Source organism: Biostraticola tofi (genome assembly GCF_004343195.1).
GTDB classification, from domain to species: domain Bacteria; phylum Pseudomonadota; class Gammaproteobacteria; order Enterobacterales; family Enterobacteriaceae; genus Biostraticola; species Biostraticola tofi.
Window position 1 is genome coordinate 656,740 of the sequence record NZ_SMCR01000001.1, and the last position, 22,146, is coordinate 678,885.

Here is a 22,146-nt window from a genome sequence, read left to right on the forward strand (position 1 = left end):
ATCCAACACATCATCGGCATAACACACTATAATCATTCCTTTTTGAATGCCAACACCCAGTCAATCAAGGATAACACCATGAAGTTTGTCGGAGCCCATGTCAGTGCAGCGGGCGGCGTAGACAAAGCCGCCGAACGCGCCCACCAACTCCAGGCCACCGCTTTCGCGCTATTTACCAAAAACCAGCGCCAATGGAAAGCCGCTCCGCTCTCTGAAAAGGACTGCGAACAGTTCAAAGCCGCCTGCGAAAAATTTCACTACACGTCGGCGCAAATTCTTCCTCACGACAGCTACCTTATCAACCTCGGCCACCCGGTGCAGGAAGCGCTCGATAAATCACGCGACGCCTTTATCGACGAAATGGCCCGCTGCCAGCAGTTGGGCCTCAGCCTGCTCAACTTCCACCCCGGCAGCCACCTGCGCCAAATCGACGAAGCCGACTGCCTGGCGCTTATCGCCGAATCCATCAACCTGGCCCTCGACCAAACTCAGGGCGTTACCGCGGTGATTGAAAACACCGCCGGCCAGGGCAGCAATCTCGGCTTTCGCTTCGAACACCTGGCCGCCATCATCGACAAAGTCGAAGACAAAAGCCGGGTCGGCGTCTGTATCGACACCTGCCACGCCTTTGCCGCCGGTTACGATCTGCGCACCGAACAAGATTGCCGGCAGACCTTCAGCCAGTTCGACGACATCGTTGGCTTCAACTACCTGCGCGGCATGCACCTTAACGATGCCAAAAGCGAATTCGCCAGCCGCGTCGACCGCCACCACAGCCTCGGCGAAGGCAACATCGGCAACGCCGCCTTTGCCTGGATCATGGCCGATCCCCGTTTCGACCACATTCCGCTTATCCTCGAAACCGTCAACCCCGACCACTGGCCCCAGGAAATCGCCTGGCTCAAAGCCCACGCCAACCCTTAACCACCACCCGGCTCTCATCCACCACGCCAAAGCACCACCGCCAAACTGAACGCGTGTTAAAGGAAGACCAGCCCGAATGGGTTGAATTGCCGTAAGCCAAGGAGCGCCCATCGGGCTGGTAGGCCCGCCATCACGGTCTCCACCGAAGACGCCACAGCACCACCGCCAAACTGAACGCGTGTTAAAGGGAGACCAGCCCGAATGGGTTGAATTGGCGTAAGCCAAGGAGCGCCCATCGGGCTGGTAGGCCCGCCATCACGGTCTCCACCGAAGACGCCACAGCACCACCGCCAAACTGAACGCGTGTTAAAGGGAGACCAGCCCGAATGGGTTGAATTGGCGTAAGCCAAGGAGCGCCCATCGGGCTGGTAGGCCCGCCATCACGGCCGGNACCGCCAAACTGAACGCGTGTTAAAGGGAGACCAGCCCGAATGGGTTGAATTGGCGTAAGCCAAGGAGCGCCCATCGGGCTGGTAGGCCCGCCATCACGGCCGGCCAGAAACGCTTACTTCACAAGCATCGTTGCCGGCACCGCCAGCTCCGCATCCGAACGCTTCAGCACCGAATACATCACCCCTAGCAACAGCGTCCCCGCCGCGATGGAAATCACATACCCCAGCACCGGCGTAATCGCCCCTGGAATCAACAGCACAAACAGTCCACCGTGCGGCGCCATCAGCTTCGCGCCAAACCACATCGACAGCGCACCGGTCACCGCCCCGGCCACCATACTGCAAGGAATAACCCGCATCGGATCACGGGCAGCAAACGGAATCGCCCCCTCGGAAATAAAGCAGAATCCCAACACCATCGCCGCCTTACCCGCCTCACGCTGGGTATGATCGAACTTGCGCCGCGCAAGCATCGTCGCCACCGCAATACCCAGCGGAGGCACCATGCCCGCCGCCATAATCGCCGCCATCGGCCCGTAGGTCTGCGCACTCAGCAACGCCACCCCGAACGCATAGGCCGCCTTATTAATCGGACCGCCCATATCGCTGCACATCATCGCGCCCAGAATCGCTCCCAGCACCACCGCATTAGTGGTTCCCATCGCCTGCAGCCACTGGGTCAGGCCAGTCAGGATCTTTGCCACCGGCGTCCCAATAACGTAAATCATCACCAACCCGGTGATTAACGTGGCAATCAGCGGAATGATCAATATAGGCTTTAACGCCGCCATACTTTGCGGCAACGGCAGCTTGTTACTGATAAACCTCGCCACGTAACCGGCCAGGAAACCGGCGATAATGCCGCCGATAAACCCAGCGCCGGTACTGACCGCCAGCATCCCGCCCACCAGGCCCGGCGTCAGTCCTGGACGATCGGCGATGGAAAACGCAATAAAACCGGCCAGCACCGGCACCATCAGCGCCAGGGCCGACTTACCGCCAATCTCCATTAACGCCGCCGCCAGCGAACCCGGCTGCTCAAACGCCTTGATGCCAAACACAAACGACAGCGCAATACAAAGCCCGCCCGCCACCACCATCGGCAGCATATAAGACACCCCGGTCAGCAAATGACGATAAGGACCGGCAGCTGCCGTCTTATTCTCCTCCGGTGAACCGCTTGCCTGGCCGGCAGGGGTAAACACCCTGGCCTCGGCTTCGGCTTTATCCAGCTCCTGCGCCGTCTTCTTCAAGGCCAGCCCAGTACTGGTCCGATACATCGGTTTACCGGCAAACTTCGCCAAATCCACTTCGATATCGGCGGCCACCACCACCAAATCAGCCGCCGCCACTTCCTCAGCGGTAATCGCATTGCCCGCACCGACCGATCCGCGTGTTTCTACTTTTACCCACCAGCCGCGTTTCTTGGCTTCGGCCTCAATGGCCTCGGCCGCCATAAAGGTATGGGCCACCCCAGTCGGACAGGCGGTAATCGCCACCAGGCGCTTGGGACCGGCCGCGCTGCCGGGCGCACTGGTGGTATCAACCGACCGGTCTCCCGCCTGCGCTACGCTCGGCTGATATACCACCGCTTCCGTCTTGGCGCGGTTGAGAAAGGCCTCAGGATTGACGGCGGCATCAGCGATATCGCCGATAAACACCTGCTTGCCATTGAGCGATGCATCGGCCTGCAGCGCAGCACCCAGTTGAATCACCAGTTCGGCATCGGTGCCGTTCTCAACCAGGGACAGCCCGGCCTTGGGCGCGGCGTCGGCCAGCAGCGACTTTACCAAGCTGCCACGGGCCGGACCCAGTGAACTCTCTATAATCAGCAACGTTTTCATGTAGCTCCCCGCAGATCAGTTAAATGGTTTCAGGTCAACGCGCGCCATCATCGCCGCCAATTGCGGACGATCGGTCACGCCGACATTACTCTGGCTTACCGCCAGCGCCGCGACGGCAGTGGCCAAACGCAGGGTATGTTCACTCGACTCGCGCATCAGCAAGCCGTATATCAGTCCGCCGACCATCGAGTCACCGGCACCGACGGTGCTGACCACCTCGCAAGACGGCGGTTTGGCAAGCCAGGCGCCGGAGGCGTTGACCCACAGCGCCCCTTCAGCCCCCAAGGAAATCACCACATGCGCGATACCCTGGTCACGCAGCGCATGCGCGGCCTCCACCACATCGGCCAGCGTCGGCAGCTTACGGCCGGCCCAGATTTCCAGCTCACGACGATTGGGCTTCACCAGCCAGGGGGCGGCTTTCAGGCCGGCGACCAGCGCTTCGCGACTGCTGTCGAAAATGATGCACGGGCACTGGCTGCGCAGCTTTATCATCCAATCGGTAAACGCATCAGGCGCTACGCCAGCCGGCAGACTGCCGCTCACCGCCACCATATCGAACTGGCCCAGCCAGGTCAGCGAATCGGTCACGAAGCGATCCCAGTCCTGCGGCGTCACATTGAAACCGGAAAAATTGAAGTCGGTGACATCGCCGTCTTTTTCCGTCAGCTTGACGTTAATACGTGTACGGCCCTGCACCACCTGAAAACGGTTGGCAATGCCCAAATCGCTAAATAGCAATTGAAAGCCGTCCTGGTTCTCTTTGCCCAGGAAACCGCCCACCGTCACATCAATGCCCAGATCCTTGAGTACCTTGGCGACATTGATACCCTTACCCGCCGCGTGCAGGCCGGTGGTCTGAACCAGGTTGACTTCACCGCGCTCTATCTCAGGACAAAAACCCACCAGATCGTAGGCCGGGTTCAGGGTGATTGTTGCTACTCTTCTGCTCATGCCGCTCCCTCTCCCAAACCTTGGGCAATCGCCTCGCCGATGGCCTTCAGCGCCTGTTCAGCATCAGCGCCCTCAGCGGTAAAACGCAATTTATGGCCTTTCTTCACGCCCAGGGCGACGACTTTCATCAGACTGCGTCCGTTAGCCGGCTTGCCGCTGCCGTCCAGATTGGTCACGGTAATGGCGCTGTCGAACCGCTTTATCACATTGACCAGCGCCGTACCCGGCCGGGCATGCAGACCGTGTTCGTTACGCACCACAAATTCAGCGGTCAACTGGGCGCTTTGGGCGGCGACGTCGCCGGTCAGCAACGCCAGCAGGCCAGGGACATCCGCCTCCAGCAGGCGTCCGGCGCTACCAGAGGTCAACAGTTTACCCAAGTAGTTCAGCACCGGCTGCACGGTATCATCGACCATAGCGACGGTCACCAGCAGTTTAACTGCCGACTCTGCGGCCAGCAGCGCGGTCGGGCGGCTCAGGGCCACTGCGCTCAGCAGGTTGCCGTGCGGACTGTCGTTTAACCAGATACCCTGGCCCAGGTTCAGCGGACTGCTGCTGATGACATGGCTGACGAAATCGGTATCAACGGCACCGGCCTGCTGCAAGCGGCCGGCGTTCAGCGCCTTCAGCGTGGTCAAATCGGCGGTCGCCACCTCTACCGACACCAGCGACGCATCGAACAACAGCGAGGGAGACTGCTGCTCACCCATCAGCAGACTGCGCAGTTCTTCAGCCGTCGGTGTGCCGTTCAGCTGCGCCGCCACGGCATCATCGCTTAACACATGAGTCAATTGGCGCAGCAGCGCCAGATGCTCATCCGAGCGGGCGGCAATACCCATCACCACATAGGCGGTCTGGCCCTCGCCCCAGTCAATCCCCTGTGGGTACTGGAAAACCTGGACGCCGGTATTGATCACCAGATCCCGGGTATCGGTGGTGCCGTGGGGGATAGCGATCCCATTACCTAAAAAAGTGGAGGTCTGCAGCTCGCGCGCGCGCATGCCATCGACATAGCCTGCGCTTACACAGCCGGCCTCGGTTAAGGCCGCCGCAACCTGGCCAATCGCCTGATCTTTGCTCTCGGCGCTGGCGCCGGGATGGATATCTTTTACTGACAGCTCAAACATAGCTCTCCTCGATCGCCGGAACATGAATCGTTTCAGCTTTAGTTGGCATTAACAGCGTCACGGTGCATTTCACCTGAAAAATATGACGCTGAAACGTTTCAACTTAGTGTCTGCGTCACCAGGTTGGAATGCAAGATTAGACGGTACTTTTGTGTATGAATTTTGAAGCAACGCACAAAATTCCACCCAGGGATGTTAACTATAGAATGCAATCAGTTAAAAGCTGAAATGAAGCTGAAGCGAGAGGTTATTTCTGTTTGACGGCTAAACCGGCTTCAGCCGCGCCTTCCCATCGCCGGCCGCCGACCGCTTTTTTCAGTCACAGTGCAGGATAGCGGGCGGCGGATATTGCATGTAGCGCAGCCGTGATGTAGATTCGCCCGGTCCCCGCGACAACGAACAGTTTCCCTTGCCCATCAGTAATGGCTACGATTCGTGTCGCCATGAATGATGATAAATATACAGGTCAACACTGATGGCTAGAGCAAACGAAATCAAACGCGGTATGGCGGTGAATTACAACGGTAAACTGCTGCTGGTAAAAGATATCGATATCCAGAGCCCGAGCGCGCGCGGGGCAAGCACCCTTTATAAAATGCGCTTTTCGGACGTGCGCACCGGAATGAAGGTAGAAGAGCGTTTCAAAGGTGATGATATTCTGGATACCATTACCCTGACCCGGCGCTGGGTAAGCTTTTCCTATATTGATGGCGATGAATATATCTTTATGGATGACGAAGACTACACGCCGTATATCTTTAAAAAAGAGCAAATTGAAGACGAACTGATGTTTATACCCGAAGGCGGCATTCCGGGCATGCAGGTATTGACGATGGACAGCGAAGTGCTGGCCCTGGAACTGCCGCAGACGGTTGACCTGGAAATTGTCGAAACCACCCCCGGCATCAAAGGCGCTTCTGCCAGCGCCCGCACCAAGCCGGCGGTAATGAGTACCGGCCTGGTCATTTCGGTCCCTGAATATCTCGGCAGCGGCGAGAAGATCCAGATCCATGTGGCTGAACGCCGCTATATGGGCCGCGCGGATTAATCAATGCTTACCCAGACCACTCTGGTTACCGGTTTTCTCGGCAGCGGCAAAACCACTACCCTCAGACATCTGCTGGCCCATAAGCCGGCCGATGAAAACTGGGCGATACTGGTGAACGAATTTGGCGATATCGGCGTTGACGGCGCCCTGCTGGCCGACAGCGGCGCGGTGCTCAAGGAAATCCCCGGCGGCTGTATGTGTTGCGTCAATGGCCTGCCGATGCAGGTCGGGCTCAATACCCTGCTGCAGCGTAATCGTCCGGATCGCCTGCTGATAGAGCCCACCGGCCTTGGCCATCCGCGCCAGATCCTGGCCATGCTCAGGGCGGAAACCTATCGTCCCTGGCTGACCCTGCAGGCAACGCTTTGTCTGCTTGATGCCCGCCAACTGCTGCTGCCGCGCTACCGGGAAAATGAAAATTTCATCTCCCAACTGGCGGCGGCCGATATCATCATTGCCAATAAGCAGGATGTCTATGATCCCTCCGCCCTGGCAAGTCTGGCGGCCTGGCAGCAACAGCATGCCCGCGGACGCCGGGTTATCCCTGCTACTCAGGGAGACATCCCCCTGACTTTACTGGATGAGCCTAATGACAATCTGGCTGAACTGCCCCAGGCCCAGCATCACCATGCCCGGCCAGGACCAGGCGTCGGACTGGCGGCGTTGACGCCGGCGGGCAGCAGCGGCTGGCGCAGGGCATTAAATCAAGGTCAGGGGTGGTACGCATGCGGCTGGGTATTTAACGCCGACACCCGCTTTGATACCGTTGGTCTGCTGGAGTGGATGCGGCTGGCGCCGGTAGAAAGAATAAAAGGCGTAATGCGTATCCCGGAGGGCACCGTGACCTTCAATCGCCAGAATAATGATTTACGTATCGAAACCCATGCCTCGCCACCGCCTGACAGCCGGGTGGAATTGATTACGCCCACTTCGGTCGACTGGAATCAATTGCAAAGCGATTTGTTGAAACTACGTTTAAATTGATGCAATTACTATATTCACTTCAATCATTATAATATTGTGAATAAGGTCCCCTTCATGCATCGCCTGCCGTTAATCATTGCCCTCAACCTGCTGGGAGCAGGGCTATTTTTTTCCTGGTATCTTCCCATCAACCACGGCATCTGGTCGGCAGTCGATACGCAAATTTTCTTCTTTTTCAATCATCTGGCGGTTACCCATCCTGGATTTGCCACCGTGCTTGCCATCACCAACCAGCGTTTATTCGACCTGATTTCGCTGCTGGCGATGGGCATGCTGTTCGCCCAGGTCTTTCTGCGCCAGCGCCGTTTAGGGCTGCATGAGGCGGTCGCCCTAGGGCTGGTGATGCTGGTCAGCGCCGTAGTGCTCAATCAATTAGGTCATCTGCTGCCGGTAAGCCACGCCAGTCCCTCGCTGTTTTATCGCGATAATCCGGCCATCATGCGCATCAGCCTGCTTTCCGGCATTCCGACCAAAGATGCTTCCGCGGACAGCTTCCCCGGCGATCATGGAATGATGCTGATGGTATTCACCGCCTATATGCTTAAATATGCCGGCCGGAAAGCGTTTTTCATCGCGTTGGCCATTACGGTGCTATTCAGCCTGCCGCGGGTAATGATCGGCGCCCATTGGCTGAGCGATATCATGGTCGGTTCGCTGGCCATGGTGCTGATGGGTATGAGCTGGTGGCTAATGACCAGCACTGTCGATCAATTGATTGCCAGAGTTATTCTGTTGATGCCGCCCAGGCTCAGACGCGTTAATCAATAAGATTTTACAATATTGTCGGGCGGGAAAAGGGACGGTAACCGGCCGATATTTGCCGGCGCGACAGCGGACAATAGCCCAGGGCTCGGCAGCAACCCGCGCCGGCTGCCGGTCGTCGTCAGGATAGTGAGATTTCAGCGCATGAAAGCGATTTACCGTTAGACCTTTTTCACATCAACAAAAGTTATAATTTTAAGACTAAAAAACCTCGCTTTCCCTTATTCATTACGGTAATCTCAAATCCGTCAGCACGCCTTGACCCATTATTTTCCCTGTAAAATAAAATGTGTGATTAATAACACACTATTACCGGCGAACATATGTTCAATTAGTGCTCGCAAATAACTCTCGCTTCGTTTGGCATTTTTTAACGACATTGTCGGTAAGGACTTCAAGGGATAACACTAATAATGGTCAAATCTCAACCTATTTTGAGATATGTGCTGCGGGTCATTCCTGCAGTGGCGATAGCGATGGTGCTTTCCGCCTGTGGTACTTCTCATACGGCTAAAAACGCGACCGAGATGCATGCAGTCAACGATACAAATCATTTTTTACTGCAGGCCTCTCAGGATGAGTTTGAACAGATGGTTCAGACCGGCGATATTAAAACGCGCATTCTTGATCAATATGCTGACTGGAAAGGCGTTCGCTATCGTTTAGGGGGTGATTCCAAGCGCGGCATTGACTGTTCCGCCTTTGTTCAGAAGACGTTTCATGAACAGTTCGGCCTTGAACTGCCCCGCTCCACCAGCGAACAGCAGGGTATGGGGTCGAAAATTCAGCGAGCCAAGCTGAAGGCGGGCGACCTGGTCCTGTTTCGTGCCGGCTCTACCGGCCGTCACGTTGGCATCTATCTGGGTAATGGCCAGTTTGTCCACGCCTCTACCAGCAATGGCGTGATGATATCAAGTCTCAGCGACGATTATTGGAACAAGCGCTATCGTGAAGCGCGTAGAGTATTGTCCAACCCGTTAGCAAGCGGCGCTGAGAGTTAATATCGGTTATTCCTTGAACGAATTAAGCCAAGCGATACACAAAGGCTGCCCTTATCGGCAGCCTTTTGTTTTTTAATCGAGGCTATTCATTAATTACATTTTGCATTAAATATATATAAAACTCATCTAACGTTGGCACTTCTTTACAGAGAAACAATTGCAGCAAGCCATTCGAATATGACTGATTGATGACTTATTAATTAGTAGAAATACATATTAACCGCATCGTTGTAACAATTAATGATCATTTATCCGTCCGGCACCGTCACCGATCCTCAGTTGGGCTCACTGGCTACTGTCTGCTGTTCCAACCACTGCCATGCAGCAAAATCTTCCGCCGCCAATTACTGACTATCCTGCTGCTGGTATTGAGCAGCACTTATTTCCAGCGACCCTATTACCTGATCGCCCATGGCCTGAACTGAGGCGGTAGCGAGTGCTTTTTGCATCGCTACTCCAGACCGAATCAGTGGCCGCTGTCCGGTACCATTGAATATGTTACGAATACCGACCAAAAAAAGTTATAGTGACCATCATAGTCGAATCTCAAGGTGCAATAGCCGATTGCCCACTTACCACATTCCCGGCAGGAGCGTTACCTGATGTTGAAACGCCTTGGTGTCGCGCTGTGGCTTGCCGCGCTGAGCCCGCTTACGCAGGCCGCCACCGTCAAAGAGAGCACCTCGTTTGCCATTATCGGCGCACCCCGGTACCCGCCGGACTTCCGGCATTTTGATTACGTGTTCCCCGCCGCGCCGAAGGGGGGACAGGTGACCATGGCCACGCTGGGTACGTTTGATAACTTTAACCGCTTTGCCCTGCGCGGCGCGGCCGCCATTCGCACCGAACAGCTTTATGACTCGCTGTTTACCACCTCGGATGATGAAATAGGCAGCTATTATCCGTTGGTCGGCCAGTCGGTACGTTACGCCGCTGATTACCGTTGGGCGGAAGTCACGCTAAATCCGGCCGCTCGTTTTCATAACCATCAACCGGTCACGGCTGAAGATGTGGCCTTCACCTTCCAGAAATTCATGACCGAAGGGGTGCCGCAGTTTCGCCTGTTCTATAAAGACGTCAAGGTCATCGCCCTGTCCCGCTCGGTGGTGCGCTATGAATTCAAGCAACCGTCAAAAGACGGACTGCTGGGGTTGTTTACCCTGCCTATCATGCCGAAAAGCTTCTGGTCACAGCATAAGCTCAGCGATCCGCTGAGTTTCCCGCCGCCCGCAGGCGGCCCCTATCGGATCACCGCCTGGAAGAGCGGGCAGTATGTGACCTACTCCCGGGTGAAGGATTACTGGGCGGCTACCCTGCCGGTCAATGTGGGCCAGTTTAACTTTGATAGCCTGCGCTATGACTATTACCTGGACGATAATGTAGCGCTGGAGGCCTTTATGGCCGGCGCCTATGATGTTCGGGTTGAGTCCTCGCCCAAAAACTGGGCCACCTATTACCGGGGCGGCAATATTGCGCGCGGCTTCATTAAGCTGAAAACGATGGAAGATCATATACCGGTCGACACCCGCTGGCTGGCATTTAATCTTCAGCGCCCGCTGTTTGCCGACCGCCGGGTCAGGCAGGCGCTGACCCTGGCGCTGGATTTTGAATGGATCAACAGGGCGCTGTTCTACCAGGGATACCAGCGCGCCAGCACCTATTTCCAAAATACCGATTATGCCGCTAGCGGCCGTCCGGATGCGGCTGAACTCGCGTTGCTCACCCCGCTAAAGCAGCATATTCCCGCAGAGGCGTTTGGTCCCGCCTGGCGTCCGCCGGTATCGGACGGCAGCGGCTATGACCGACGCAACCGCCTGCAGGCGCTGGAACTGCTGCGCCAGGCCGGCTGGGAATTGAACCAGCGGCAGTTGGTCAACAGCAAGACCGGACAGCGATTCAGCTTTGAGCTGTTAATGCCCAGCGGCGGCAATAATCAGTATGTTCTGCCGTTTCAGCACAGCCTCCAGCGATTGGGCATCAACCTGCGTATCCGTGAAGTCGACAACTCCCAGTTTACCAATCGCCTGCGCAGCCGCGATTTTGATATGCTGCCGACGCAATATCGGGCGGTCCCCTGGCCGGGGACTGACCTGCCGATCAGTTGGGGTACCGCCTATCTGAATTCGACCCATAATACCCCCGGCGTCAGCAATCCGGCGGTGGACGCGTTGCTCGATCAGATAATCCAACACCAGGATGATGAGAAAGCGCTGGTGCCGCTCGGGCGGGCGCTGGATCGGGTACTGACCTGGAATGCCTACATGATCCCGTTATGGTACAGCAACCAGACCCGGGTGGCCTGGTGGAATAAATTTGCCATGCCCGCGACACGCCCGGCCTATACGCTGGGCTTTAACGGCTGGTGGCTGGATACGACGCAGGCGGCCACCCTGCCGGCCGAGCGGCGCTGACCGATGAGGGAATGATATGAGCTCTTACCTGTCAAGGCGGCTGTTGCTGATTATCCCGACCCTTTGGGCGATCATTACCCTGAACTTTTTTATTGTTCAGGTGGCACCCGGCGGTCCGGTTGATCAGGCTATCGCCGCCATCGAATTTGGCCAGCAGAGCGGCTTTGCGGTCAGCAGCCAGGGCGATCCTACCGCCAGGGCGCAATCGCTGCGGGGCGGCCAGATCGGCGACAGCCAGTATCGCGGCGCCCGCGGGCTGGATCCGGAAGTGATTGCGGAAATTACCCGCCGCTACGGCTTTGATAAGCCGCTGCATGAACGCTATTTCACCCTGCTGTGGCAATATATCAGGCTGGATTTTGGCGACAGCCTGTTCAAGGGTTCGTCGGTGATTACGCTGGTCAAGGAGAGCCTACCGGTATCCGCCAGCCTTGGCCTTTGGAGCACGCTTATCATTTATCTGGTCTCGATACCGCTGGGCATCCGCAAAGCGGTGCGCAGCGGCAGCGCCTTCGATACCTGGAGCAGTTCGCTGATTATTATCGGCTATGCCATTCCGGCGTTTTTATTCGGCATCCTGCTTATCGTGCTGTTTGCCGGCGGCGGTTACCTGGACTGGTTCCCGTTACGCGGCCTGGTCTCGGGCAATTTCGCTACCCTGCCGTGGTATCAGAAAATCACCGATTACCTGTGGCATATCACCCTGCCGGTGCTGGCGACGGTGGTCAGCGGCTTTGCCGCGTTAACCATGCTGACCAAAAATGCCTTTATGGATGAAATTGGCAAACAATATGTCATCACTGCCCGCGCCAAGGGACTGGATGAAAAACGCATTCTGTACCGCCATGTGTTTCGCAACGCCATGCTGCTGGTGATCGCCGGATTCCCGGCCACCTTTATCAGCATGTTTTTTACCGGCTCGCTGCTGATAGAAGTCATGTTTTCCCTTAATGGCCTGGGTCTGCTGGGCTATGACGCCACCCTGCAACGAGACTACCCGGTGATGTTCGGCACCCTGTATATGTTTACCCTGATCGGGCTGTTACTCAATATTCTCAGTGACATCACCTATATGCTGGTCGATCCGCGCATTGATTTTGAGGAACGCCAATGAGCAGATTAAGTCCGGCCAACCAGGCAAGGTGGGCCCGCTTTCGCCACAACCGGCGCGGGTTCTGGTCGCTATGGCTGTTTTTAGTGCTGTTCGGCCTGTGCCTGGGCGCGGAGTTGATTGCCAATGATAAACCGCTGCTGGTCCGCTATCAGGGGCAGCTTTATTATCCGCTGCTGAAAACCTATGACGAAACCACCTTCGGCGGCGATGTGGCGGTCGCCGTCGATTACCGTGATCCTTATATCATCAATCGGTTGCAGCAGCATGGCTGGGTGAGGTGGGCACCGATACGTTTTGATTATCGCACCATCAATTTTGCCACCCAGACACCCTTCCCCTCGCCTCCCAGCGCCCAAAACTGGCTTGGCACCGACAGCCGCGGCAAAGATGTGCTGGCAAATTTAATCTATGGCTTCCGCCTGTCGATGCTGTTTGGGCTGGCGCTGACATTGCTGTCGAGCCTTATCGGTATTATCGTCGGTGCCAGCCAGGGCTATTATGGCGGCCGGCTGGATCTGTGGGGCCAGCGATTGATTGAAGTCTGGTCCGGCATGCCTACCCTGTTTCTGATTATTCTGCTGTCAAGCGTGGTGCCGCCGGACTTCTGGTGGCTGCTGACCATTACCGTACTGTTCGGCTGGATGACCCTGGTGGGCGTGGTGCGGGCCGAGTTTCTGCGTACCCGTAACTTCGACTATGTCCGCGCCGCTCAGGCGATGGGCGTCAGTGACCGCATGATCATGTTCAGGCACATCCTGCCCAATGCAATGGTGGCGATGCTGACCTTTATGCCGTTCATTCTCTGCGGCTCCATTACCACCCTGACTTCGCTGGATTTCCTCGGCTTTGGCTTGCCGCTGGGCTCGCCGTCGCTGGGCAATCTGCTGCTGGAAGGCAAAAATAACCTGCAGGCGCCGTGGCTGGGCATTACCGCCTTTGTTACCCTGGCCCTGATACTGTCACTGTTGATTTTTATCGGTGAAGCGGTGCGGGACGCATTTGATCCCGGCAAGGCGGTCTGACCATGAATACTCCTTTGCTTGAAATCCGGCAATTAAGCATCGCCTTTAAACAGGGCGATCAACAACGTCAGGTGGTTAACCGGGTCTCGCTGTCGCTCAGCGCCGGCGAGACCCTGGCGCTGGTCGGTGAATCCGGTTCCGGTAAAAGCCTGACCGCATTATCGGTGCTGCGTCTGCTGCCTGCGCCTGGGGTCATCTATCCCGAAGGTGATATTCTGTTTCTGGGGCAAAGCCTGCTGCACGCCGGTGAACGTCATCTCAGGCAACTGCGCGGCAACGATATCGCCATGATTTTCCAGGAGCCGATGTCGTCGCTCAACCCATTGCATACCCTGGAGAAACAGCTGGCTGAAGTGCTGATACTGCATGGGGACAAACGCCCGGCAGCGGCCCGGCGTCAGTCAATCATAGAGAGCCTTGAGCGGGTCGGTATCCGCCAGCCTGGCGCTCGGCTGAAGGATTTTCCACATCAACTGTCCGGCGGAGAACGCCAGCGGGTGATGATTGCGATGGCGCTGCTGATGCGCCCCAAACTGCTGATTGCCGATGAGCCGACCACCGCGCTGGATGTGACGGTGCAGGCGCAAATCCTGCAGTTGCTCGACCAGCTGCGGCGCGAGCTGGGCATGGCGATGCTGTTCATCACGCATGATCTTAATATTGTCCGCCGGCTGGCCGACAGGGTCGCGGTGATGCAGAACGGTCATTGCGTCGAGACCAATCAAACCCAGGCGCTGTTTACCCATCCGCAGCACGACTACACCCGCCGGCTGCTGGCTTCTGCTCCGCGAGGCGAACCGATGCCGCTGGCGCCAGACAGTCCGGTGCTGCTTGAACTGAAACGGTTACGAGTCGATTTTGCGCTGCGCCGCGGCTGGTTGCGCCGAGGGCCGGCGCATAAAAGCGTGGTGCGCGATATCAGTTTTACCCTGCGGCGCGGCGAATGCCTGGGGCTGGTGGGCGAGTCTGGTTCCGGCAAGAGTACCACGGCGCTGGCTCTGCTGCGGCTGCTCAAGTCAAGCGGTGAAATATGGTTCGATGGCTTGGCGCTGCACCGCTATCGCCGCCGGGAACTGCTGCCGGTACGTCGTCGGGTCCAGGTGATATTTCAGGATCCCCATTCGGCGCTCAATCCCCGTCTGACCATGACGCAAATCGTCGCCGAAGGCCTGCTGGTGCAGGGTCATCTGACCGCCCAACAGCGGGATGAAAAGGTGAAACGGGTATTGGTCGATGTCGGGCTGGATCCTGAATCCCGCCACCGCTATCCGGCCGAATTTTCAGGCGGACAGCGCCAGCGGATAGCGATTGCCCGGGCGCTGATCCTGGAACCGGAACTGCTTATTCTCGATGAACCCACATCCTCGCTGGATTACTCTGTACAGTCCCAGATCCTGTCGCTGCTCAAATCCCTGTCGCGAAAACATGGCCTAACTTATCTGTTCATTAGCCATGATCTCAGCGTAGTCAGGACCATGTGCCATCGGGTGATGGTGCTGCGAGAGGGTGAAATAGTGGAATATGGCGATTGCGGGCAGGTGTTTGACCACCCTTCTGAGCCTTATACCCGTCAATTGCTGCAGTCGGCGGTGCTACGCTGATGCGTCAGGCAATGTGGGGGGCCAGTGCAGGTTCAGCGATGGCCACACCGATATTCTTGAGCCGGCAAAGCGTGGTGCACTCATCGTCCCGTTCGAGGAACAGGCAGGGTTGGCCTTCTATCTCAACCACCGAACAGGGCACCTGAATATCCGCCAGCGAACTGGCCAGCTCACGCATTACCTGCCAGGCGGACTCACCATCGTGGCTGAGCAGGGTCAGGCCGACCAGATCATTCTCATCATTCAGGGCCGTAGCGGCAAGCGGCTCGACTTTAACGCCATTAAAGCCGTCCAGCCAGCGATAGTGCTGCGGCAGACGATGTACCACGGATAGTCGAACGCTGGTCACGGTCATCCCCCAGAAGCGGCAAAGCAAATTAATAACAATTTTATCACAATAACGCAAAGTCAGGCATGTTACCGATTTTATTTGTGCGCATGCCCGATAAATTAAAATGCAAAATGCGATGCAGATCTCTATTTTAACTCATTTTGTACCAAATACGCTATGTAGAGCAACTTTTTTCTATCAACCTACAACTCGATTGTTGCTTTTTTGTTACAATTTTTAAACATCACTTCATCGGTGCCTGCACGGGGCGCTGCCCAAGACCCGCGGATTCAGGCTGATGAGGGAGTGGTATGGGACTCGATAACAGGGATCCAGGCCGAAACCCCTGCTGGGTAGGAACCGCCGTCTGAAAAAGCATCGGGATGAAAGAGGGAGCGACATGCTACCCTGAAGCAACGATCAACGAGCGAGCGACAGCAGAATTAAGCTGGCCGGCAGCAGCAGATGCCGGCATGGCATGGATGACATCAGGACGCAGCCGCGATTTCAGCGGGCGGCTGCCCGGCAGTTGCTGATGCCGGTATGGCTTAGGTTACATCAGGACTCAGGCTGCGATTTCAGCGGGCGGCTGGCATACAGATAGCACAGCATGGCGCTGACCGTGCAGAACGCCATCGACAATACCATCGGCCAGGCGCTGGCGAAGGTCGCCAGCGACAACAGCCCGCTGATAATGGCCCCGACGCCGAAGCGCAACGTGCCGGCCAGGGACGAAGCGGTGCCCGCCATATGGGGAAATTCATCCAGGATGACCGCCATGCCGTTGGAGGTGACCATTGCCACACAGCCGACAAACAGCGCCACGCCGAATACCAGCGGCAGAAAACCCAGATCCAACGCACAGACCGCCAACAGCCAGACGCCGGTTGCCAGCTGGATAAATAACCCCAGGCGGAACATGATCAGTGCACCGAATCTGGCTACGCTGCGGCTGTTTATCAAGGTGATGATAAACAGGAAAATCACGTTAAGCGCAAAGTAGTAGCCGAAGTTCTGCGGTGACACACCGTTAAGATCGATATAGACAAAGGGACCGGCGCTGAGATACGAGAACATGCCGGCAAAGGAAAATCCGCTGGCCAGCATATAGCTGAACACCCGCTTATGGCGAAACAGGGTAGCGAAGTTACCGATAGTGGTGCGCAGGCTGAAGGCGTGGCGGCGCTCCTTGGGCAGAGTTTCACGGATATACAGCATCACCAGCACCGTTGCCACCAGAGCGGCAGCGCCGATAGTCCAGAAAATGGCATGCCAGCTGAAAAACACCAGCAGCCAGCCGCCGATAATCGGCGCCAGCAGCGGCGCCACCGTCATCACCAGCACCACAAACGACATCATGCGCGAAAAATCGTCTTTCTTGAACATATCGCGCATCAAGGCATTGATGACCACACTGGCGGCGGCCGCCGAAAGACCGTGCAGGAAGCGCATGTTAATCAACTGCTCTACCGATTGGGACAGCGCACAGGCACCGGCGGCAATCGCAAAAAAGAAGGTGCCGAACATGATGACCGGTTTACGTCCCAGTGAATCCGCCAGCGGGCCATAGAACATCTGCCCGACCGCGAACCCCAGTACATATGCGCTGAGCGTCATCTGCACGCTGCCTGCGCTTACCGCGAACTCATCGGCGATGATCGGCAGCGCCGGCAGATACATATCAATCGCCAGCGGCATCAGCATCGACAGCAGGCCAAGAATGATAATTAAACCGATGTGAGACTTACGGTCAGGTTGCACTTTCCACTACTCCTTCAGGCCGCCGGCAAGGGCGGTCAGCTTGCCTGCGACGTCGACTGGCCGCCAATACCGGCGACCTCTTCTGCGGTCAGGGCCCGATACTCTCCCGGTTGCAGATCCTCATCCAGAATAATATGGCCTACCCGCTCGCGGTGCAGCCCTACTACCCGGTTTCCCACCGCGGCGAACATCCGTTTGACCTGGTGATAGCGGCCTTCGCTTATCGTCAGGCGCACCTCCAGTTCGGTAATAACCTCAAGCACTGCCGGCCGGGTCGGATGCTTTTCATTGTGCAGCATCACGCCTTCGGTAAACCGGGCGGCGGTGTCCTCTGCCAACGGCTGCTCCAGAGTGACCCGGTAGGTTTTCTCGCAGTGATGCTTGGGAGAGGTAATACGGTGGGACCATTGGCCGTCATCGGTCATCAGCACCAGGCCGGTGGTGTCGATATCCAGCCGACCGGCGGCATGCAGTTTGTCTGGCACCGGCTCGTCGATGAAATACAGTACCGTTGGATGATCCGGGTCATCTGTCGAGCAGACATAGCCTTGCGGCTTATGCAGCATGAAATAGCGAGGTCCGGTAATCTGTACCAGCAGGTTGTCATCAAAACGGACCTGATGTTCCGGCTTTAATTGGAAAGAACCCTGCCTGATGATGTCGCCGTCAACGGTAACCCGTTTGGCACGAAGTTCCCTTAACACCAGGGCCCGGCTGATACCCAGCTGTTGGGATAGAAATTTGTCCAGTCGCATTAACTCAGTTTTGCCTGTAATCTTGGATAGCGCCTGACGATGGCTGCTGGTCAGCCGGAAATAGCTCCGGTCGGCACCGGCTCGAAAGCCTGCCGTCAGCAGGATCGCCCAGGAAGGTCAGCCAGTGCTTGATGAAAAACCTTCAGCACCGGCCGTATGTAGATGGCAGTATAACGATGCTTGCGCCTGGCGCATAGCCGCCATCGAAACTCATTTTCCAATACGTTCTGCATAACTGATGAAAAAAGCGTTTACGCCCTCCATTGATGCTGTTTTATCCCGCTCAGGCCGGTGTCGCTGATGGCCTATACCCTGCGCCCCTATCAGCGCGACGCGGTCGATGCTACCGTCAGCCACTTTCGCCGTCATAACGAACCGGCGGTGGTGGTACTGCCCACCGGCGCCGGCAAAAGCCTGGTGATTGCCGAGCTGGCAAGACTGGCCCGCGGCCGGGTGTTGGTGCTGGCCCACGTCAAGGAGCTGGTGGTGCAGAATCATGAAAAATACTGCGCCCTCGGCCAGCAGGCGGATATCTTCGCCGCCGGTCTGGGCCTGCGCCAGAGCCAGGGCAAGGTGGTGTTCGGCAGCATCCAGTCGGTGGCGCGTAATCTGGATAAATTTACCACCGCCTTTTCCCTGCTGATCATTGATGAGTGCCACCGGCTCAGCGACGACGAGAACAGCCAATACCAGCAGGTGATTAATCATCTGCGCAACGCCCAGCCGACGCTGCGCATTCTGGGCCTGACCGCGACGCCTTATCGCCTTGGCAAGGGCTGGATCTATCACTATCACCATCACGGTATGGTGCGCGGCGATGAAAACTGCTTTTTTCGGGATTGCGTATTTGAGCTGCCGCTGCATTACATGATCAAGCATGGCTTTCTGGTGCCGCCGCGTTTACTGGATATGCCGGTCATGCATTATGATTTCAGTCGCCTGTCGCCCAATGCGCTCGGTTACTATGCCGGCGATGACCTTAATCGGGAGCTTCATCGCCAGCGCCGCATTACGCCGCTCATCGTCAGCCAGATCGAGCATTATGCCGCCCGGATGCGCGGGGTGATGATTTTTGCCGCGACCGTCGACCATGCCGAGGAAATCCTCGGCTTACTGCCCAATGGCGAAGCCGCCCTTATCAGCGCCCAAACGGCCGGGGCCGAGCGAGACCGGATAATCGGCGATTTCCGCCGGCAGGCATTGCGTTATGTGGTCAACGTATCGGTGCTGACCACCGGCTTTGATGCACCGCATGTGGATATGATCGCTATTTTGCGTCCCACCGAATCGGTCAGTCTTTACCAGCAGATTGTCGGCCGCGGCCTGAGATTATCTGACGGCAAAACCGACTGTATGGTGCTCGACTATGCCGGCAACGGCCATGACCTGTTCTCGCCAGAGGTCGGCCAGCCAAAGCCTGCCGCCGACAGCCAGCCGGTACAGGTGTTCTGCCCGCAATGCGGTTTTGCCAATATGTTCTGGGGCAAGACAGATGCCGACGGCGCAGTGATGGAACATTTTGGCCGTCGCTGCCAGGGGATCATCGAAGATGGACCGGGTGAACGGCATCAGTGCAGTTTCCGGTTTCGCTTCAAGGTCTGTCCCGACTGCGGCGCCCAAAACGATATCGCCGCCCGCCGCTGCCATGACTGCGACAAAATACTGGTCGATCCGGATGACATGCTCAAGGCGGCGCTGCGACTTAAAGACGCCCTGGTACTGCGCTGCACCGGCATGAGCCTGGACAGCGGCCAGGATGGTAAAGGCCAATGGCTGAAAATCACCTACTATGACGAAGACGGCGCCGATGTCAGCGAGCGGTTCAGGCTTGCCACCCCGCCCCAACGCCGCCTGTTCGAACAGCGTTTCCTCAAACTGCATCAGCGGGCGCCGGGTGTCCCTTTCCGCTGGCAGACCGCCGGCGATATCTGCGCCGCCGCAGACGCCCTGCGGGCGCCTGATTTTGTGGTGGCCAGGCGGCATAATAATTTCTGGCAAGTGCGGGAAAAGATCTTCGATTATAAAGGGCGCTATCGGCTGGCCAATGAACTGCGCGGCTGAGTCAAGCGCAATGACATCCAGGCCAGTATCAGACGCTGCCCGAAGGGTATTAACGGCCATGTCAGCTAGCCAAAAGGTCGGACTGCGTCGGCTTTTGTTTGCCCCGCCGGGCATATTGGGCTAAAATGCGCCCGCTTTCATTGAAAGCATGTTTATCCTACCTGCTGCTGGGTCGCCTGCAGCAGGGTACATTCTGAGTTCCAGGAATATTTATGTTAACTATTAATGCTGAAGTGCGTAAAGACCAGGGTAAGGGTGCGAGCCGCCGTCTGCGTCTTGCGAACAAATTTCCGGCCATCGTTTACGGTGGTGAAGAAGCGCCGGTTGCTATCGAGCTGGATCATGACATCGTCATGAACACCCAGACCAAAGAAGGCTTCTACACCGACGTACTTTCACTGGTTATCGACGGAAAAGAAACCAAAGTCAAAGTACAGGCCGTACAGCGTCACCCGTTCAAGCCTAAACTGGCTCACGTCGACTTCGTTCGCGCTTGATTGCCAACGGGTTGAGACAAAAAAACGCCGCTTATGCGGCGTTTTTTTTTGCCTGAGCACCCTGCCAGCCTGAATATTCCTGCCGTCATTGTTGCGTCAGACCGCCGCCGCGGTTTACTGCGAGTTACCGCCGGTACGTCGCGAAAGCTGATCGCGCAGGTTGGGCGGCGTGCCTTTGATGGTCAGGGTATCGGTCGCCGGATCCCAGAATATCCGCTCCCCCAGCAACAGCGCATCGAAATTGAGGGTGATGCCACCGCCGCTGCCGGCAAACTTGGTCAACTGCCGCAGGGTACCGCGATCGGCAGGGAAACTGTCTGCCAAATCGTAGCCTTGCGATGCGGAAAAATCCTGAAAGCTCTGTTCGCCCAACGGCGGCAGCGCGCCCGACAGTTCGGCTACGGCGATCTCTTCGCCGGCATCCAGCTGCTCTTTGCAGTAAGAATAAACCTGCTGCCTATATTCCTGGCGCTCGTTTTTATCCAGTTGTGCATCCACGCAATAATCATCAACCGCTTTCAGCAAACCGCGGTTTTGCGCTTTGGTATCCAGCCCTTCGGCCGCCCCCAGGAAGTCCATAAAGAAATCGGACACCTTGCGCCCTACCCGTCCTTTGAGAAACGTCAGATAACGGGATGACTGCGGATTGGTTTCCCATTCGGTGAGATCGATGCGCGCAACGATATCCGCATGGTTTATATCCAGATAATGGGTGCTGCTGATATCCAGCTGTTCATTGACCCGCATACTGCTCAGGCTGTTCAGCACGGTAACCAATAAATATTCTACCGCCAGATGGCGATATTGGCAGAACAGCACGATACCGCCTTCGGCAAACGGATATTTGGCCAACTCATCACGCAACCGGCCAGTGGCCGCTCGGCTGAAAGCCAGAAAATCTTCTTCACCCCGGCGACATTGCTGCAAGGCCGCCGCCAACTCGCTGCCTTCATTAAAAAGGCCATAGGCTTTGCTCTTGGCGCTGTATACCCGATGCAGTTCGGCCATCATGTCGGCAACCGCCGCCGTCGGCTCAAGCAGTGAATCCCTCAGCACCAGCTCCAGGGTTTGCTCATCGCGTTTAATCAACTGATGCAGCGCAATCCGGTCAATATCCAGACTCATGTTGTGTTCTCCTTCCGGTCAGGGGCGTATTCAAACACTGATAAGCCATCTCCTGCAACCGCCATCATCAGAACCTGCGGTCTAAAGGGGCGCAAAGCAAAGGAGGCGCCCACGATAAAAGTGCGGAAAAAATGGTGTTGATACGGTAAGATATCGGACTTTAACCGGTTATAAAGAATAAACCATGCCACAATCATCCCGTTATAGTGACGAACAGGTCGAAACGCTGCTCGCCGAACTTGCCGCCGTACTTGAAAAACACCGTACTCCGACGGATTTGTCGCTGATGGTATTGGGTAATATGATAACTCATGTCATTAATACCAGCGTCGCGGCAGAACAGCGCAAGACCCTGGCCCGCTCATTCGGCGAGGCATTGCTCTCCTCGGTCCGCGAGCCGGATACCCATTAATTTTCTAGCCAAGAATGATT

Annotated in this window: 19 protein-coding genes; 12 read left to right on the forward strand and 7 right to left on the reverse strand. The window is 56.7% G+C overall.

The genetic code is table 11. From position 1 onward, the window contains the following. Positions 1–78 precede the first annotated feature (78 nt). Positions 79–924: a deoxyribonuclease IV gene (gene nfo / locus EDC52_RS02910; protein WP_131863805.1), complete on the forward strand. Its 846-nt coding sequence runs from the start codon at positions 79–81 to the stop codon at positions 922–924. Between the two features lie 505 nt (positions 925–1,429). Here the strand turns inward: nfo and fruA are convergent. Genes fruA through fruB form a run of 3 tightly spaced genes read right to left on the reverse strand, consistent with a single transcriptional unit; the run spans position 1,430 to position 5,241 of the window. After that, entirely contained in the window at positions 1,430–3,160 is a 1,731-nt protein-coding gene (gene fruA, locus EDC52_RS02915; RefSeq protein WP_131863807.1) for a PTS fructose transporter subunit IIBC, read from the reverse strand. Positions 3,161–3,175: 15 nt separating this feature from the next. Continuing rightward, positions 3,176–4,114: a 1-phosphofructokinase gene (gene fruK, locus EDC52_RS02920; RefSeq protein ID WP_131863808.1), complete on the reverse strand. Its 939-nt coding sequence runs from the start codon at positions 4,112–4,114 to the stop codon at positions 3,176–3,178. Then, positions 4,111–5,241 carry a fused PTS fructose transporter subunit IIA/HPr protein gene (fruB, locus tag EDC52_RS02925; protein WP_131863810.1) on the reverse strand — a complete coding sequence of 377 codons (1,131 nt, stop codon included), beginning with the start codon at positions 5,239–5,241 and terminating at the stop codon, positions 4,111–4,113. The genes fruK and fruB overlap by 4 nt, the downstream gene beginning before the upstream one ends. Before the next feature lie 475 nt (positions 5,242–5,716). Here fruB and yeiP point away from each other — a divergent pair, with 475 nt between their 5' ends. From yeiP to yejF, 8 genes are all read left to right on the forward strand, one after another. Further along, the gene (yeiP, locus tag EDC52_RS02930; protein ID WP_131863811.1) at positions 5,717–6,289 is read left to right on the forward strand and encodes an elongation factor P-like protein YeiP; all 573 of its coding nucleotides are present in this window, start codon (positions 5,717–5,719) and stop codon (positions 6,287–6,289) included. A 3-nt stretch (positions 6,290–6,292) separates the two neighbouring features. Next, positions 6,293–7,273: a CobW family GTP-binding protein gene (locus EDC52_RS02935; protein WP_131863813.1), complete on the forward strand. Its 981-nt coding sequence runs from the start codon at positions 6,293–6,295 to the stop codon at positions 7,271–7,273. 54 nt (positions 7,274–7,327) lie between these two features. Then, a complete protein-coding gene (locus EDC52_RS02940; RefSeq protein WP_131863815.1) occupies positions 7,328–8,041 on the forward strand; it encodes a phosphatase PAP2 family protein in 714 nt (237 codons plus the stop codon). A 407-nt stretch (positions 8,042–8,448) separates the two neighbouring features. Continuing rightward, on the forward strand, positions 8,449–9,036 hold the full coding sequence (gene mepS, locus EDC52_RS02945; protein ID WP_131863817.1) for a bifunctional murein DD-endopeptidase/murein LD-carboxypeptidase: 588 nt from the start codon (positions 8,449–8,451) through the stop codon (positions 9,034–9,036). A 602-nt stretch (positions 9,037–9,638) separates the two neighbouring features. Beyond that, complete coding sequence (locus tag EDC52_RS02950; protein ID WP_131863818.1) at positions 9,639–11,447, forward strand: extracellular solute-binding protein; 1,809 nt, start codon at positions 9,639–9,641, stop codon at positions 11,445–11,447. Between the two features lie 16 nt (positions 11,448–11,463). Next, positions 11,464–12,561, forward strand: coding sequence for a microcin C ABC transporter permease YejB (locus EDC52_RS02955; RefSeq protein ID WP_131863820.1), 1,098 nt, complete (start codon positions 11,464–11,466; stop codon positions 12,559–12,561). Continuing rightward, positions 12,558–13,583: an ABC transporter permease gene (locus EDC52_RS02960; protein ID WP_131863822.1), complete on the forward strand. Its 1,026-nt coding sequence runs from the start codon at positions 12,558–12,560 to the stop codon at positions 13,581–13,583. Before EDC52_RS02955 ends, EDC52_RS02960 begins: the two co-directional genes overlap by 4 nt. A 2-nt stretch (positions 13,584–13,585) precedes the next feature. After that, positions 13,586–15,184, forward strand: a complete 1,599-nt coding sequence (gene yejF, locus EDC52_RS02965) for a microcin C ABC transporter ATP-binding protein YejF (RefSeq protein WP_131863824.1) — start codon at positions 13,586–13,588, stop codon at positions 15,182–15,184. A gap of 4 nt (positions 15,185–15,188) precedes the next feature. Here yejF and EDC52_RS02970 read toward each other — a convergent pair whose 3' ends face one another. The 3 genes from EDC52_RS02970 to rsuA all read right to left on the reverse strand — a co-directional run bounded on the left by EDC52_RS02970 (position 15,189) and on the right by rsuA (position 18,031). Beyond that, positions 15,189–15,533, reverse strand: a complete 345-nt coding sequence (locus EDC52_RS02970) for a YejG family protein (protein ID WP_131863826.1) — start codon at positions 15,531–15,533, stop codon at positions 15,189–15,191. Between the two features lie 540 nt (positions 15,534–16,073). Then, positions 16,074–17,276 (reverse strand): Bcr/CflA family multidrug efflux MFS transporter, encoded by a 1,203-nt coding sequence (locus EDC52_RS02975; RefSeq protein WP_131863828.1) that lies wholly within the window; start codon positions 17,274–17,276, stop codon positions 16,074–16,076. A gap of 35 nt (positions 17,277–17,311) precedes the next feature. Then, positions 17,312–18,031, reverse strand: a complete 720-nt coding sequence (gene rsuA, locus EDC52_RS02980) for a 16S rRNA pseudouridine(516) synthase RsuA (protein ID WP_131863830.1) — start codon at positions 18,029–18,031, stop codon at positions 17,312–17,314. 300 nt (positions 18,032–18,331) lie between these two features. Between rsuA and EDC52_RS02985 the strand changes: the two genes are divergently transcribed. After that, positions 18,332–20,092 (forward strand): DEAD/DEAH box helicase, encoded by a 1,761-nt coding sequence (locus EDC52_RS02985; protein WP_131863832.1) that lies wholly within the window; start codon positions 18,332–18,334, stop codon positions 20,090–20,092. Between the two features lie 212 nt (positions 20,093–20,304). Further along, complete coding sequence (rplY, locus tag EDC52_RS02990; protein ID WP_131863834.1) at positions 20,305–20,589, forward strand: 50S ribosomal protein L25; 285 nt, start codon at positions 20,305–20,307, stop codon at positions 20,587–20,589. Between the two features lie 114 nt (positions 20,590–20,703). Here rplY and yejK read toward each other — a convergent pair whose 3' ends face one another. Further along, positions 20,704–21,714, reverse strand: a complete 1,011-nt coding sequence (yejK, locus tag EDC52_RS02995; protein ID WP_131863836.1) for a nucleoid-associated protein YejK — start codon at positions 21,712–21,714, stop codon at positions 20,704–20,706. 184 nt (positions 21,715–21,898) lie between these two features. Between yejK and EDC52_RS03000 the strand changes: the two genes are divergently transcribed. Beyond that, on the forward strand, positions 21,899–22,126 hold the full coding sequence (locus EDC52_RS03000; RefSeq protein ID WP_131863838.1) for a YejL family protein: 228 nt from the start codon (positions 21,899–21,901) through the stop codon (positions 22,124–22,126). Positions 22,127–22,146 lie beyond the last annotated feature (20 nt).